At 59.0% G+C, this 14099-nt stretch carries 20 protein-coding genes; 6 read left to right on the top strand and 14 right to left on the bottom strand.

Features of this window, described 5'->3' with window-relative positions:
* Positions 1–52 precede the first annotated feature (52 nt).
* The 9 genes from QMG56_RS06695 to QMG56_RS06655 all read right to left on the bottom strand — a co-directional run bounded on the left by QMG56_RS06695 (position 53) and on the right by QMG56_RS06655 (position 3398).
* Positions 53–475, bottom strand: coding sequence for a SufE family protein (locus QMG56_RS06695; protein ID WP_230188696.1), 423 nt, complete (start codon positions 473–475; stop codon positions 53–55).
* Positions 476–544: 69 nt separating this feature from the next.
* The gene (locus QMG56_RS06690) at positions 545–778 is read right to left on the bottom strand and encodes a hypothetical protein (protein WP_281821806.1); all 234 of its coding nucleotides are present in this window, start codon (positions 776–778) and stop codon (positions 545–547) included.
* Positions 779–856: 78 nt separating this feature from the next.
* Positions 857–1108 (bottom strand): hypothetical protein, encoded by a 252-nt coding sequence (locus QMG56_RS06685; RefSeq protein ID WP_230188698.1) that lies wholly within the window; start codon positions 1106–1108, stop codon positions 857–859.
* Between the two features lie 21 nt (positions 1109–1129).
* On the bottom strand, positions 1130–1456 hold the full coding sequence (locus QMG56_RS06680; protein ID WP_230188699.1) for a hypothetical protein: 327 nt from the start codon (positions 1454–1456) through the stop codon (positions 1130–1132).
* 21 nt (positions 1457–1477) lie between these two features.
* On the bottom strand, positions 1478–1768 hold the full coding sequence (locus QMG56_RS06675) for a hypothetical protein (protein ID WP_281821804.1): 291 nt from the start codon (positions 1766–1768) through the stop codon (positions 1478–1480).
* Between the two features lie 30 nt (positions 1769–1798).
* Entirely contained in the window at positions 1799–2179 is a 381-nt protein-coding gene (gene pspC, locus QMG56_RS06670; RefSeq protein WP_230188701.1) for an envelope stress response membrane protein PspC, read from the bottom strand.
* Position 2180: 1 nt separating this feature from the next.
* Entirely contained in the window at positions 2181–2450 is a 270-nt protein-coding gene (pspB, locus tag QMG56_RS06665) for an envelope stress response membrane protein PspB (protein ID WP_230188702.1), read from the bottom strand.
* A 4-nt stretch (positions 2451–2454) separates the two neighbouring features.
* Complete coding sequence (gene pspA, locus QMG56_RS06660; RefSeq protein ID WP_281821802.1) at positions 2455–3138, bottom strand: phage shock protein PspA; 684 nt, start codon at positions 3136–3138, stop codon at positions 2455–2457.
* Between the two features lie 86 nt (positions 3139–3224).
* Entirely contained in the window at positions 3225–3398 is a 174-nt protein-coding gene (locus tag QMG56_RS06655) for a hypothetical protein (protein ID WP_281821801.1), read from the bottom strand.
* A gap of 185 nt (positions 3399–3583) precedes the next feature.
* Between QMG56_RS06655 and pspF the strand changes: the two genes are divergently transcribed.
* The 3 genes from pspF to QMG56_RS06640 all read left to right on the top strand — a co-directional run bounded on the left by pspF (position 3584) and on the right by QMG56_RS06640 (position 5996).
* Positions 3584–4645, top strand: a complete 1062-nt coding sequence (pspF, locus tag QMG56_RS06650; RefSeq protein ID WP_230188705.1) for a phage shock protein operon transcriptional activator — start codon at positions 3584–3586, stop codon at positions 4643–4645.
* A 149-nt stretch (positions 4646–4794) separates the two neighbouring features.
* A complete protein-coding gene (locus QMG56_RS06645) occupies positions 4795–5406 on the top strand; it encodes a superoxide dismutase (RefSeq protein ID WP_281821799.1) in 612 nt (203 codons plus the stop codon).
* Positions 5407–5549: 143 nt separating this feature from the next.
* Positions 5550–5996, top strand: coding sequence for a hemerythrin domain-containing protein (locus QMG56_RS06640; RefSeq protein WP_230188707.1), 447 nt, complete (start codon positions 5550–5552; stop codon positions 5994–5996).
* A 10-nt stretch (positions 5997–6006) separates the two neighbouring features.
* Here the strand turns inward: QMG56_RS06640 and ispZ are convergent, their stop codons facing one another.
* From ispZ to QMG56_RS06615, 5 genes are all read right to left on the bottom strand, one after another.
* Entirely contained in the window at positions 6007–6639 is a 633-nt protein-coding gene (gene ispZ, locus QMG56_RS06635) for a septation protein IspZ (RefSeq protein ID WP_281821798.1), read from the bottom strand.
* On the bottom strand, positions 6629–7561 hold the full coding sequence (gene ftsY / locus QMG56_RS06630) for a signal recognition particle-docking protein FtsY (protein ID WP_281821797.1): 933 nt from the start codon (positions 7559–7561) through the stop codon (positions 6629–6631). The genes ispZ and ftsY overlap by 11 nt, the downstream gene beginning before the upstream one ends.
* Entirely contained in the window at positions 7554–8768 is a 1215-nt protein-coding gene (gene mtaB / locus QMG56_RS06625; protein WP_375713655.1) for a tRNA (N(6)-L-threonylcarbamoyladenosine(37)-C(2))-methylthiotransferase MtaB, read from the bottom strand. The genes ftsY and mtaB overlap by 8 nt, the downstream gene beginning before the upstream one ends.
* A 62-nt stretch (positions 8769–8830) precedes the next feature.
* Positions 8831–9634, bottom strand: coding sequence for a diaminopimelate epimerase (dapF, locus tag QMG56_RS06620; protein ID WP_281821982.1), 804 nt, complete (start codon positions 9632–9634; stop codon positions 8831–8833).
* 56 nt (positions 9635–9690) lie between these two features.
* Positions 9691–11304, bottom strand: coding sequence for a bifunctional diguanylate cyclase/phosphodiesterase (locus QMG56_RS06615; RefSeq protein ID WP_281821795.1), 1614 nt, complete (start codon positions 11302–11304; stop codon positions 9691–9693).
* 321 nt (positions 11305–11625) lie between these two features.
* On the opposite strand from QMG56_RS06615, the gene ffh reads away from it, so the two are divergent.
* The 3 genes from ffh to rimM are packed head-to-tail and all read left to right on the top strand — an operon-like array spanning position 11626 to position 14073.
* Positions 11626–13089, top strand: coding sequence for a signal recognition particle protein (gene ffh / locus QMG56_RS06610; RefSeq protein ID WP_281821794.1), 1464 nt, complete (start codon positions 11626–11628; stop codon positions 13087–13089).
* A gap of 45 nt (positions 13090–13134) precedes the next feature.
* Positions 13135–13569: a 30S ribosomal protein S16 gene (gene rpsP / locus QMG56_RS06605; RefSeq protein WP_281821793.1), complete on the top strand. Its 435-nt coding sequence runs from the start codon at positions 13135–13137 to the stop codon at positions 13567–13569.
* A 3-nt stretch (positions 13570–13572) separates the two neighbouring features.
* Positions 13573–14073, top strand: a complete 501-nt coding sequence (gene rimM / locus QMG56_RS06600; RefSeq protein ID WP_281821791.1) for a ribosome maturation factor RimM — start codon at positions 13573–13575, stop codon at positions 14071–14073.
* Positions 14074–14099: the final 26 nt, after the last annotated feature.

Genomic DNA, 14099 nt, shown 5'->3' with positions numbered 1-14099 from the left:
AAGGCGCAAGCGCTCATTTTACCGCTGCCCTAACGGAAATGAAGGGCATTCGTCAGGCTTGCGCGTATCGCATAGCCGTTTCGCGGATCAACGCGATCATGTTGGGAATGCCTTGCGTCCGGTTGGAACTGAGCTGGTTACGCAAGTCGAACGGAGCAAGGGACTGTGCAATGTCCGTCCCCGCTATTTCCGCTGCCGGCCTGTCCTGCACGGTCGTAAGGACCAGCGCGATAATGCCCTTGGTGATCGCCGCATTGCTGTCCGCCAGAAAGTGCAGCGTTCCGTCATCACGGGCGATGGGATAGACCCACACGGCGGCCGAGCAACCCCTCACAAGGGTGGCGTCGGTCTTTAGCGGGTCGGGCATGTCTTCCAGACCCTTGCCCAGATCGATGAGCAATCGATAGCGGTCGTCGGCATCGAGAAATTCATATTCTTCGAGCAGATCGGCAAGCGGGGCGGGGGGCTGTGTCATGCCCGCCGATATAGGGGAAAATCACGCGCGGGAAAGGCGCGTTAGCCCACTATATAAACACTGCGTCGGCTATAGATCCACCCCGGCAGCAATGGCTTCCAGCTTGCGGATGCGTTCCTTGAGGTCGGCAACTTCGATGCGATTGCCGACAGATGGCGTCGCGGGTTCGATAGGATGGTGTTGCAACTCGGCTCTTTTGAGGTCGAGCCAGCCATTCCAGCCGCGCAGCAACGTCATGGCGACGATTGCGACGGCGGACAACCCCGCCATGGCCATGGTCAGATAGAAAACTGGGTCCTGCATTGTGCTTTTCCCTTTTGCTCGGTCCATCCACCTGATGTGCAGGGGCGGATGGGCGCGTTGATATCCCGTGAGCGGCGCTCAGTTCAGCGGCGCGTCACGCAGTCTTTCAATTTCGTCGGATAGATCGACGCCCTTGTCGGTGACGATCCGTTCCAGAACGCGGACACGCTGTTCCAGCCGTTCGGTTTGCGCCGCATATTGTGCGGTTTTTTCTGCAGTTTCATGCGACTGCATTTCGAGTTGCCGTTCCTTCAGGCTCAGCCAGCTTTTGAACCCCTTTACGGCGAATGCACCCAAGGGAATGAGTACCCAGATCCACGTTGCGGCCATGATAACCTCCTCTTGCTTGGGTTAGTTCGCCGGACCGCGCAGTTGCTCGATCTCACGAGTCAGGCTGTGCGATCCATCTGTCACGATCCGTTCCACCACCGCGAGGCGATCCTTGATCGATCCCAGTTCAGCGCGGAGTTGAGCGTTTTCCTGGCTCAGGAGCTTGATCCGCTCCATCGATTCGTCGCTGGTCTTGGGGTAGACTGCTTGGCCCCAGGCACCGTCGAGAGGGTAGCCGTGCTTCACTCGCATCCAGGTGGTAATTACCCACCCGCCGACACCCACGGTCACAGCGATGGCTATTATCGGAAACACCGCTCCCAAAAGAGCTATCTTGTCCTCATACATTTTCGTCTCCCTTGCTTCGCTTCAGCGCAGCGGGTCGATTTCGCGGGCGGTGCGGGTGGCAGGATCAGTGGCGATCCGTTCCAGCACGGCGATGCGTTCCTCAAGGTGGCCGATGCGACCGTGCAGCTTTTCATTTTCTCCGGTCAGCAGCGCGATTTTTCGATCGGCGTCGGGGTCGTTTCGATGAACGGTGCCAGCCCATTCATTTTCAACCGGATAGCCATGGCGGGCACGGACCCATGTGGTGAACATCCAGCCCAGCGTCGATATCGCGATGATGGCGATTATGAAGGATGGTCCTGCAAAGCTCATCGTCTCAACTCCCCTGTTAGTCGCCGCGGCTTAGCGCAGGCTTTCTATCTCATCGGACAGGCGCTGATTGCGACTGGTGTAGTATACCTCGATGTCGGCGAGGCGACGGTCAATGTCGCGGAACTTGGACCGCACGTCGCGAGTGCTGCGCGCTGGATTGCTGCGGACCCCCTGCCAGAACTTGGCGTCTTCCTTATCCTGATAGAGGCCTTGCGGCTTCTTCTCGGCCAGCCATACGGCGATACCGTAAGCGATGAGGGTCCAGGGGAAGGCACCCATCAGGGTCACCAGCACTGCGCCGATGCGGACCCAAATGACGTCGATCCCAGTATAGTCGGCGATCCCGGCGCAGACGCCGCTCCATTTGGCGTTCTGCTTGTCGAGGTAGAATTTCGTGCGGCGAGCGGTCATGTCAGTTCCTCCGGTCGAAGCTGTAGTCGTCATCGGCGGCCGCAGGGCGCGCCGGACGGAAATCGGGATTGTCGGCGGCGATGATCCGTTCGATAGTCGAAAGGCGATCATCGAGGCGACGGGCGGTTTCGTGCATCTGGTCGAGCATCGCTTCATCTTCGTTGGTGAGCGTTGCGGAGGTCTTCCACTTGGTGATGTAGTGGAAGATCACCCACGGCAGGCCCAGGAAGAGGATGCCGACGACCACGATGGGGACAAGTATGTCTTCCATTGGATCAGCCTTCCCCGGTGCCAGAAGCGTTCTGCTGTGCGGCCTTCATGGCAGCCAGTTCGGCGTCGATCTTGTCGTTCGACTTGAGCGCGGCAATTTCTTCTTCCAGCGTCGGCGGCGTGCCGCCCAGGTTCATCGCGTCGGCGCGACCTTCGGCGAAATCGACACGCTGTTCGAGAATATCGAAGCGAGCAAAGGCGTCCTGCACCTTTTCACCAGCATACATTTCGCGGACCTTCAGGCGGGTCTCGGCGCTTTCCATGCGAGTGGCGAGGCTGTTCTGGCGGGCGCGGGCTTCGCGCAACTTGGCCTGCAGTTTGGCGATGTCTTCTTCCGAAGCGCGCAGCGCATCGTCGAGTACGACGATTTCGGACTTGAGTTGATCGGCCATATCTGCGGCCTTCTGCTTTTCAACCAGAGCGGCCTTGGCGAGATCTTCGCGATCCTTGGACAAGGCAAGCTGTGCCTTTTCCGTCCAGCTTTCCTGCAGCGCTTCCAGCTTGCTGATGTGGCGACGCATTTCCTTCTGGTCCGCGATGGTGCGGGCTGCGCCGGCGCGGACTTCGACGAGCGTTTCCTGCATTTCCATGATGATCATGCGGATCATCTTTGCGGGATCTTCTGCCTTGTCGAGCAAGTCGGTGACGTTGGCAGCGATGATGTCGCGGGTTCGAGAAAAAATGCCCATCGTGATCTACTCCTGATGATTATTCGAAAGGTGCCGGGGTGGGTAGGGTGGGGGCGATGCCCACCCCGGCGGGGTGTTGGAACCGCTTACGCCAGATAACGGACGGTTCCGGGGGTTTGTTCAGAAGCCATGCTGTGGATCGCTGCGCCGGTTTCATTGGCGCGGGCGGGGCCGACGGCGCTCAGGACCATGGTGGACCCGAACAGGACGGCGCAGATGGCAACGGAAAGGTGCTGGCTGATTTGCTTGATATTGAACATTGGGGTTCTCCCTGAAACTTGGCCTTCATGTCGTTCCGCCGTTTGTTTGGCGGGTTGCCAATAGTATTGCAGAGGCCGTGCCAGTTTTCAGAAATGGCGGATTTCTGCGGAATTTCACCTGTTGGCACACTCGGTTGGCATATTTCACTTGCGAAACATTGGGATTTTTCGCCATAGTTTAGTGCATGGAGCAAAACACCCAATTCATCGGCCAGTCCTTCGCGTTTCTCGATTCCGTGGAACAGGCCGAACGGGCAGCGGAACTCAATCGCCCGGTGCTGGTGATTGGGGAGCGAGGCACCGGCAAGGAACTGATTGCCGAGCGTCTGCATCGCCTGTCCTTGCGCTGGGGTGAGCCGTTGATTGTCATGAACTGCGCGGCGCTTCCCGAAACGCTGATCGAGGCGGAGCTGTTCGGGCATGAGGCAGGCGCGTTCACCGGTGCGACGCGGACGCGGCAGGGACGGTTTGAGGAAGCCGATGGCGGGACGCTGTTCCTCGATGAGTTGGGGACGCTGTCGATGGCGGCGCAGGAGCGCCTTCTGCGCGTAGTCGAATATGGTGAGGTAACGCGCATTGGGGCGTCGCGGCCGATCCGGGTCGATGTGCGGATCGTGGCGGCGACCAACGAGGATTTGCCTGTGGCTGCGGAGGAGGGGCGTTTCCGTGCGGATTTGCTCGATCGGCTTTCGTTTGAAGTCATCACACTGCCACCCCTGCGCGCCAGGGAGGGAGATGTGCGGGTGCTGACCGATCATTTCGGGCGGAAGATGGCGGCAGAATTGGGGTGGCCGCAATGGCCCGGCTTCGCGGCGCCCGCGATGGCGGAGCTGGAGGCTTATCGCTGGCCCGGCAACGTGCGCGAACTGCGCAACGTGGTGGAGCGCGCTGTGTATCGATGGGACGAACCCACACGCTCTATCGACCGCATCGTGTTCGATCCCTTCGGATCGCCATGGAGACCGGTGGCGATGCCCAACATATCGCGCCAGTCGGTAAAGAAAGTCGCGCAGGTATCGGAAGATGCCCCGACTCCAGAAGCCGCGCCGCAGGTCGCGGCTTATGAAGTGACCGATCTAAAAGCCGCTATGGACGCGCATGAAGTCGCAATTTTGCAGGGCGCTTTATCGCGTTATCGTTTCAATCAGCGTGCGACGGCCAAGGGGCTGGGCCTGAGTTACGATCAATTGCGGCACTGTTTGAAAAAGCACGGATTGCTCGGCGCGCTTGCGAATATCGAAGCCTGACCGCAGATATTCTTTTCGGCAACTTTTGAGAACGATTCTCAATACTTTATTTCGCTTGAAATACCTTCCCTCCATACCGATTACCACTGTGGGCCTATCACGTTTTTAGCGTTGGTCGGGTGACATTCAGAAATTCCAAGGAGACTCTTATGGCTTTTGCACTTCCCGAACTTCCTTATGCCAAGGACGCCTTTGGCGATCTGATTTCTGCCGAAACCTTCGACTATCATCACGGCAAGCATCACAACGCTTACGTGACCAAGGCAAACGAGCTGGTAGCAGCCGATCCTGCATTGCAGGGCAAGTCGCTGGTCGACCTCATCAAATCGTCGAAGGGCGGATTATTCAATCAGGTCGGTCAAATCTGGAACCACAGCTTTTACTGGCTGGGCCTCAGCCCGGAAAAGCAGGAGCCGACCGGCGAATTGCTTACGCTCATCAACGATGGCTTCGGCTCGGTCGATGCATTGCTCGACAAGCTGAAGGCTGAAGCGGTGGGGCATTTTGCCAGCGGTTGGGCGGCACTCATCCTCAAGGATGGCAAGTTGGCAGTGACGTCCTACCATGACGCCGATTGTCCGATCGCACATGGCGATACGCCGTTGTTCATTCTGGATGTGTGGGAACATGCCTATTACATCGATTATCGCAACGCGCGTCCGGACTATGCCGGCGCCATTTTGAAGAATGCAGTAAACTGGGAATTCGTTGCTCAGAACCTTGATGGCAAGGGTGCATCGCGGGCCGATCAGCAAGGTTGATCCAGCCCCTTACATTCTACGTTTGATGTAAAAAGACGCTGCCGTTCATTACGGTGGCGTCTTTACTTTTTTGTAATCTATTCAATGCGATGAATTGTACGAGCCGTTGTTTCTAAAAACAGGCTTGGGGGGTTGGATAGTTTATGAATATCGCCGAGCTACGAGACCAGCACGACAGCATCATGGCCGTTGCGAATGAGCTTCGCATTGCAGTCGGCGATGTTTCCACGCCCAAACCGGTGTCAGCCATACGCTGGCGCTTGGCCCGGCTTTTGCTGGCGCATCTGGCCATAGAGGACGGCCATTTCTATCCCTCCATGCTGTGCCATAGCGACCGCGCGGCTCAGGAAAAAGCGGACCGGTTTCAGAAGGAGATGGGCAAGCTCTCGTCTGCATTCAGCCAATATATGGCGGCATGGACGGATGTGCAGATCGGCAAGGACTGGCCAAAGTTCTGTACGACGACCCAGGACATACTGGCTGCGCTCGAACGGCGGGTGGCGCAGGAAAACGCGCAGCTTTATCCGCTGGCCCCTCCAGGTTGGAACATTTATTCGGCTGCTCCCCCTTTGCTATGCCCAGCTATCTGACGATTCCTTGCTATCCTTGGGGCGGAGTAGTCTCGCCGATTTCGTCGCTGTCGACCTTCTCGCCCACGGACAGGCCGTGTCGCATGAGCATGGGGATATTGGCCGCAGCAAACAGGAACGAGATAGCCGTAACGCCCCACACCTTGACCGAAAGCCAGGTATCGAATGTGAGGAAGTGCCGCAGCCCCTCGTTCAGCAGCGCCATGAAAACGAAGAAAAATGCCCAGTTTCGCGACAGCTTTTGCCATCCCTCTTCGGATAGACCGTCATAGGCTGCCTGCAGCAGATATTTGAGCAGCGGTTTGCCCCGCGCCAGTCCCGCAAACAGCATGAGCGCGAAGAACGTGTAGATGATCGTCGGTTTGATCTGAATGAAGCGTTGGTCGTGGAAATAGATGGTAAGCGAACCGAAAAACAATACGAGGATGGCCGAGAGCCAGAGCATTGGGGAAACCTTGCCCAGCTTCACTTTCGACACGATCACCGCCACAGCAATCGCCGCCATGAATATGCCGGTGCCTACGATCACGCCTTGAAATTTATACGCAAGGAAGAAGGCAAGAAGCGGCCCAAAATCCAGTAGTAGGCTAAGCGTGCCGTTATGCGCTGGCTTGGTTGCCGGAGCGGAATTGTCAGCGGGCATAAGCGGTTCCTGCGATGGCGCGCGCCATGTCGGCAGCATCGAAGGGGCGCAGGTCTTCGATCTTCTCACCAACGCCAATGGCGTGAATAGGCAGGCGATATTTCTCTGCAGCGGCAACAAGCACACCGCCGCGGGCGGTGCCATCCAGCTTGGTCATGACCAGGCCGGTGACAGCCGCGACGTCCTGAAACACTTCGATCTGGCTCAAGGCGTTCTGGCCCGTGGTTGCGTCGAGGACGAGGACGACATCGTGCGGAGACGCAGGATTTATACGGCCCAGTACGCGGCGGATTTTGGCCAGCTCGTCCATCAACTCGCGCTTGTTCTGCAAACGCCCTGCCGTATCGACGATCAATACGTCGATGCCGGTCTCGGTCGCCTGCTTCACGGCCTCGAACACGATCCCGGCAGCGTCGCCACCTTCCTTGCCCGATACGATGGGGATGCCAAGACGGTCGGCCCATACGCGAAGCTGGCCGATGGCAGCGGCGCGGAACGTGTCGCCTGCCGCCAGCATCACGCCATAATCCTGCTCAATGAACAGATTGGCCAGCTTGGCAATCGTGGTGGTCTTGCCCGATCCGTTGACGCCGATGACGAGGATCACCTGGGGGCGGGGAAAGGCTTCGATCTCAAGCGGGCGGGCGACAGGGGCCAGCACCTTCTCGATTTCCTCCGCAATAATCTCGCGCAGATATTCCTCGGTCAGTTCCTTGTGGAACCGTCCTTCGGAAAGACGCTCCCGGATGCGACCGGCCATGGCAGGGCCGAGGTCGGACATGATCAGCGCTTCCTCGATCTCGTCGAGCGTCTGCTCGTCGAGGGCGGCGCGGCTGAACAGCCCGGTCAGATTGTCGCCAAGGCGATCGGATGTGCGCTTCAGACCGCCAAAAAGACGGTCGCGCCAGCTCGTTTCACTCATGGGGAGCCTCTTGCGCGATCAGGCGCCCATTCTCAAGCGCTGTAACGTAGACCGGAAGGATTTCGCCCGGTGTGGCGGGCCGGGCCAGCGCAACAGGCGCGAAGCTTTCTGCATGACCGGCCATGCCGCTGCGTTCGATCAGCACGTCCTGACGTGTGCCTATTAAGCTGCGCAGCCATGACCGACGCTGATCCTCGCAAGCGCTGCGCAGCCTGGCAGCGCGGGACTTGACGATTGTGGCGTTGACCTGGGGCATTCGGGCGGCTGGGGTGCCGCTGCGGGGAGAGTAAGGGAAGATATGACCGTGGACGATTTGGCAGTTCTCAACCAGCGCTAGGCTGTTGGCGAACATCGCGTCGGTTTCGGTGGGAAATCCTGCAATGATGTCCGCCCCGATAGCAATGTCCGGGCGTCGACTTTTAATACGATCGACGAGGGCGATGGCCTGTGCCCGTGTGTGCCGACGCTTCATACGTTTCAAGATCATGTCGTCACCGGCCTGCAGTGAAAGGTGCAGGTGCGGCATCAATCGCGGCTCACCTACGATAAGGTTGAACAGGCAGTCGTCGATTTCGACGCTATCGAGCGAGGAAAGGCGGAGGCGGGGCAGATTGGGAACATGCTTCAGGATGCGCTCAACCAACAGGCCTAGCGTCGGATTGCCGGGGAGGTCCGGACCATAGCTCGTCACGTCCACGCCGGTCAGCACTATCTCGCGATAACCGCTATCCACCAGCGCCTTTATCTTGTCGATGACTGCGCCGGCTGGCACGGACCGGCTGTTGCCGCGTCCGTAGGGGATAATGCAGAAGGTGCAGCGATGGTCGCAGCCATTTTGCACTTCGATGAAACCGCGCACCCGGTCGGCAAAGCCGCTCACCATATGCGGTGTCGTTTCGCGCAGGGCCATGATGTCGGAGACGTGGATTTTGGGGTCTTCCGCCTCTCCGATAAAATCTGTGGCGGACGTAACGAAGCTCTCTGCTTCAAACTTCTCCTTGTTGCCGATCACCCGGTCGACTTCCGGCATGGCGGCGAACATGGCAGGATCGGTTTGCGCTGCGCAGCCTGTGACGACGATCCGCGCATCCGGCCGGTCGCGACGGGCGCGGCGTATGGCCTGACGGGTCTGGCGCACAGCTTCGCCGGTCACGGCGCAACTATTGACGATGACGAGATCGTCCTGCGGTCCCGCAAGCTGCCGCATCGTCTCGCTCTCGGCAATGTTGAGGCGACAACCCAATGTAATGAGCTGCGGTCCCGCGCTCCTCAAAAGCGGCTCCAGTCGGCTTCTCCGTCGAATACATGCGCCGCGGGGCCGCGCATCGATATGCTGCCGCCAGGTTGCCAGTCGATGGTCAGTTCACCGCCAGGTAGCGCCACCGTCACCGGACCTTTTGCAAGGCCGCGCCGTATGGCGGCTACCGCTGTGGCGCAGGCGCCGGTGCCGCACGCGCGCGTGATGCCCGCACCGCGCTCCCAGACGATCAGGCGGATACGGTCGGGGCTTTCGACTTCAGCGAAGTTGACGTTGATACGCGAAGGGAAAAGTGGGTCGGTCTCTATCACAGCGCCGAGCCGCGCCGCTTCGGCCATATCCATGCCGGGCCGGAAAAAGACAATGTGCGGATTACCCACATTTGCCGCGCTCGGGTCAGCAAGATATTCCCATCCGACAGGCATGTCGCGCGTGTCCATTGGGTAGGCGAGTGGAATTTGGTCCCAATCGAAGCGCGGGACGCCCATGTCGACGATAGCGCCGCCTTCGATCAGGCGCGCGTCGAGCAAGCCGCCCTTGGTTTCGATGGAAACGTCCTTGCCCAAGAACAGGGGGACGCAGCGCGTCGCATTGCCGCAGGCTTCGACTTCGCTTCCGTCTGCATTGAATATCCGCATCTTCACATCGGCAGCATCCGACGGTTCGATAACGATGAGCTGATCGCATCCTATCCCCGCATGGCGATCGGCAATGGCGCGGGCGCGGCTTGCTGGCATGGCAACAGGCGCATCTCGTGCGTCGATCACGACGAAATCATTGCCCAGACCATGCATTTTGGAGAAACGACCGTTCATCCCCGCCATGTAGGGATGATGAGCAGGGCTGTCCATCGAACGTCGTTTGAAGTCTGTTATCCAGCCAGGCGATTTTGCTCGTCGGCAGATATTTCTGTCCGGGGTAAATGCGCTTCGTGGGCAGGAAGCATGTTGCGGTCAGCCAGCATGCGTCGAGTCTGTTCTACGGTCATCGGCTTTCCAAAATGCCATCCTTGCCCCTTGGCCAAACCCAGGCCGCGCAGTTGCGTTTCAATCGCGAGCGTTTCGACGCCTTCAGCTGTAACAGGCAGGCCCAGACTTTCGCCCAGCCGGGCTATCGCAGTCACGATAGCCGCATTCTCGCCATTGTCGCCCATTGCAGTTACGAAGCTGCGATCGATCTTGATCCGATCGAACGGCAAGGCGCGCAAATGTGCAAGCGAGCTGTATCCCGTTCCGAAATCGTCAAGCGCAACGCGAATGCCCTGATTTTTGAGGCTTTGGACGATGGCCTTGGCGAGGTCCAGATTCTCGAACAGGCAGCTTTCGGTAATTTCGACTTCCAGCCGGTTGGCGGGATATCCGGTCTCCAGAAGGAGTTTGAGGATTTTCTGACTGAACCACGGGTCGCGTAATTGGGAAGGGGAGATGTTGACGGACAGAGTCAGAGAGGGGTCCCAGTTGCGCGCATCGGTAAAGGCGCGCCGCATCACAGCGAAAGACAATTCGCCGATCATGCCGCTTTCTTCGGCAATCGGAATGAACATGTCCGGTTGAACAATGCCCAGGCTAGGGCTTTCCCATCGGGCCAGCATCTCGAAACCGAGCAGTTTGCCCGACGTCAGTTCAACCTGCGGTTCGTAATAAGGCACGAATTCTCCGGCGGCTATGCCACCGCGCATGCCGCCTTCGATCATGTTGCGATGTTGCAGTACCTCTTCCATCGCAGGTTCAAACCAACTGTGGCGGTTGCGTCCCGCATTCTTGGCGGCGTACATGGCGATATCGGCACGGCGGATCAAAACGTCGATGGTGTCGCCATCGGTATCGGACCGTGCAATGCCCAGAGAGGTGCTGATCGCCAACTCGCGGTTATCATGGCTAATCGGCAGTGTCATGGCAGCGACAATGTCTTCGGCGATCCTCTCGATCATCTCGCCCTGACCATCGTCGAATGTACATGCGCAGGTGAACTCGTCGCCACCGAGCCTGGCGGCGATGGAACTGGGCGGGAGGATTTTGGACATCCGCTCTGCCACGATCTTCAGCACGACATCCCCTGCTTCATGTCCATGGATGTCATTGATCGTTTTGAAGTGGTCGAGATCAAGCAGCATTATCGCAACGGTCTTACCGCTGCGACCGGCATCGTGGATCATCGCCGTGCATTTTTCCTGAAAGGAGCGCCGATTGAAGAAATTGGTAAGCGGATCGATGGACGCAAGCGTGCTCGCGCGTTGCTCGGCGGCTGCGCGATGGGACACCTCTTTCTGAAGATCGCGATATCGGCGATAACCGAACAGTATCAGCGCGACGTTCAGCAACACAGCGATCGTCAGCACTTCTTCTACGCCGGCGCCCAAGCCGGCAAAGGCCGCGATCACCTGACCGATCGCTTCGCTGCCATTGAATACGAACAGCAGCGCCGCCGCAAAGAGGATTCCGCCCGTGAGCAAATCCTGTTGCGTCTTGTCTTTTGAGCCTGTCATATTTCCCGGCTGCGGCGCGTCCATAATGCTGCTGATCCCCTTTGCGGCGGAGTGTGCGCGAAATGCATTGAGAAGGGGTAAACTCTTTCGCAATTGCGGGAGGCCGTATGGGATCGGCTTGCAACTAGGGGCCTGCTGGGGTACAGGCAGCTCAACATTGGCAGGCTAGTCCTGTCGATATCCTGACAAATCCGATGAGCCATGATGTTCCGCGTGAACGGCCCGAAGGATAACGCTGGTTGGCGAGGTTTCGCCCACCGGCGTATTTGTCGTTTGGGATAATGTGGGTTTTCGGGGCTTTCCCCCGAATGTGAGGTTTGCATGTTCGATTCACTGAGCGATCGTTTAGGCGGCGTATTCGACAAGCTGAAGGGCCGTGGCGCCCTGACCGAATCGGATGTGCGTGGCGCCATGCGCGAAGTGCGTATCGCGCTGCTGGAGGCAGACGTCGCGCTTCCGGTGGTTCGCGATTTTGTCGATAAGGTTACCGAAGAAGCTGTCGGCCAGAATGTGCTGCGGTCGGTTACGCCGGGACAGCAGGTCGTCAAGATCGTTAGCGATGCGCTGACCGCGATGCTCGGGTCCGACACGGTCGACCTGATGATCGACGTGACCCCGCCCGCTGTCATCATGATGGTCGGTCTGCAGGGATCGGGCAAGACCACGACAACGGCCAAGCTTGCCAAGCGGTTGAAGGAAAAAGACCGCAAGAAGGTCATGATGGCGTCGCTCGACGTTCAGCGTCCTGCGGCGCAGGAGCAGTTGGCAGTGCTGGGTGAGCAGTGCGGCGTGGCGACGTTGCCGATCATTGCAGGGCAACAGCCGGTCGATATCGCTCGCCGCGCGCTCCAGTCCGCAAAGCTGCAGGGCTTCGACGTCGTCATGCTCGACACCGCTGGCCGCCTGCATGTCGATCAGGCGCTGATGGACGAGATGAAGGCGGTTGCGGACATCGCAACGCCGCATGAAATCTTGCTGGTGGTGGATTCGCTGACGGGTCAGGACGCCGTCAACGTCGCGAAGAACTTCACCGAACAGGTGCCGTTGACCGGCGTGGTGCTCACCCGCATGGACGGCGATGCGCGCGGTGGTGCGGCGCTCTCGATGCGTGCCGTCACAGGTCAGCCGATCAAATTTGCCGGTGTCGGCGAAAAGCTCGATGCAATCGAGGTGTTTCACCCCGGTCGCGTTGCCAGCCGTATCCTTGGCATGGGCGATGTGGTCAGCCTGGTCGAGCGCGCTGCGGAAAGTATCGACGCGGACGAAGCCGACAAGCTCGCCAAGAAGATGGCCAAGGGGCAGTTCGATCTCGACGATCTGCGCGCGCAACTGGGCCAGATGCGGCGCATGGGTGGGCTTGGTGCGCTGGCGGGCATGATCCCGGGCCTCAAGAAAGCGCAGATGGCGATGGCGCAGAGCGGCGCCAGCGACAAGACGCTGGTGCATATGGATGCCATTCTGACGTCGATGACGCCGAAGGAAAGATCGCGCCCCGCGCTGATCAACGCCAAGCGCAAGATCCGCATTGCCAAAGGGTCCGGTACTACGGTGCAGGAAGTCAACCGTGTCCTGAAGATGCATCAGGAAATGGAAAGCGCAATGAAGAAGATCCGCAAGATGGGCGGATTGAAGGGGCTGGGCAAGATGTTCGCCGGGGGCGGCATGGGCGGTTTGCTCGGCGGCGGCGGTGCCGGCGGCATGGGCGGAGCGGGCGCCATGCCCGGTTTGCCGGGTGGCGACATGCCGAAGCTGCCCCCCGGTTTCGACAAGTTCATGAAGAAATAACTTTAATACACTGATTTGAATGCAAGAAAGGTAAGGTAGAATTTTATGGCAACTGCAATTCGTCTGTCGCGTGGCGGCTCCAAGAAGCGTCCCTATTACAAGATCGTCGTGACCGACAGCCGCTCGTCGCGCGATGGCAAGTTCATCGAGCGTATCGGCAGCTACAACCCGCTGCTTTCCAAGGACGATGAGAAGCGCGTTGTTCTCGACGCCGATCGTGCGAAGCACTGGATCTCGGTCGGTGCGCAGCCCAGCGATCGCGTCGCTCGTTTCCTCGATGCCGCTGGTGTTCTGGAACGCGCTGCACGCAACAACCCCAACAAGGCGAAGCCGGGCGAGAAGGCCACGGAACGCGCCGAAGAACGCGCCACCAAGCTGGCCGAAGCTGAAGAAGCCAAGAAGGCCGCCGAGGAAGCCGCCAAGGCACCTGCACCGGTAGAAGAAGCTGCTGAAGCGACCGAAGAAACGGCGGAAGGCTAAGCCTTGTCCGATCGTCCCGTCACCCTTGCTGCCATCATCGGTGCGCATGGCGTGACGGGCGAGGTGCGCCTGAAGCTGTTTGCGCAAGGGGTCGATAGCCTCAAGCAATATAAGAGCTTTGCGATTGGCGACCGGGTGCTGACGTTGAAGACGATCCGCCCCGGTCCCAATGGCGCAGTCGCGCGTTTCGCTGAAATTGGTGACCGCACGGCAGCCGAAGGGTTACGCGGTACGGCTCTGACCGTCGCGCGGTCCGCTTTGCCGCCACTGCCGGAAGGCGAATATTATCATGTCGACCTGATCGATTTGCCATGCATATCGACCGAAGGCGAAGAATTGGGCCGGATCGTCGCGGTCGAGAATTTCGGCGCTGGCGACATCATCGAAGTCGAGCGTCCTCGCCCGCCGCTGGACAGCAAACCAGCCAAACGCTTCATGGTGCCGATCAAGGCCGTGGATATTGGCGAGGACAAGGCCGTCATTGACGCGCTGTTCATCGTTTAGTATATACTTGCCGTATATACGGAGGC

This window comes from Sphingobium sp. BS19 (genome assembly GCF_027925545.1).
Taxonomy (GTDB): Bacteria; Pseudomonadota; Alphaproteobacteria; order Sphingomonadales; family Sphingomonadaceae; genus Sphingobium.
The sequence above is the reverse complement of the archived record's forward strand: the minus strand, read 5'-3'. Positions and strand labels throughout refer to the sequence as shown.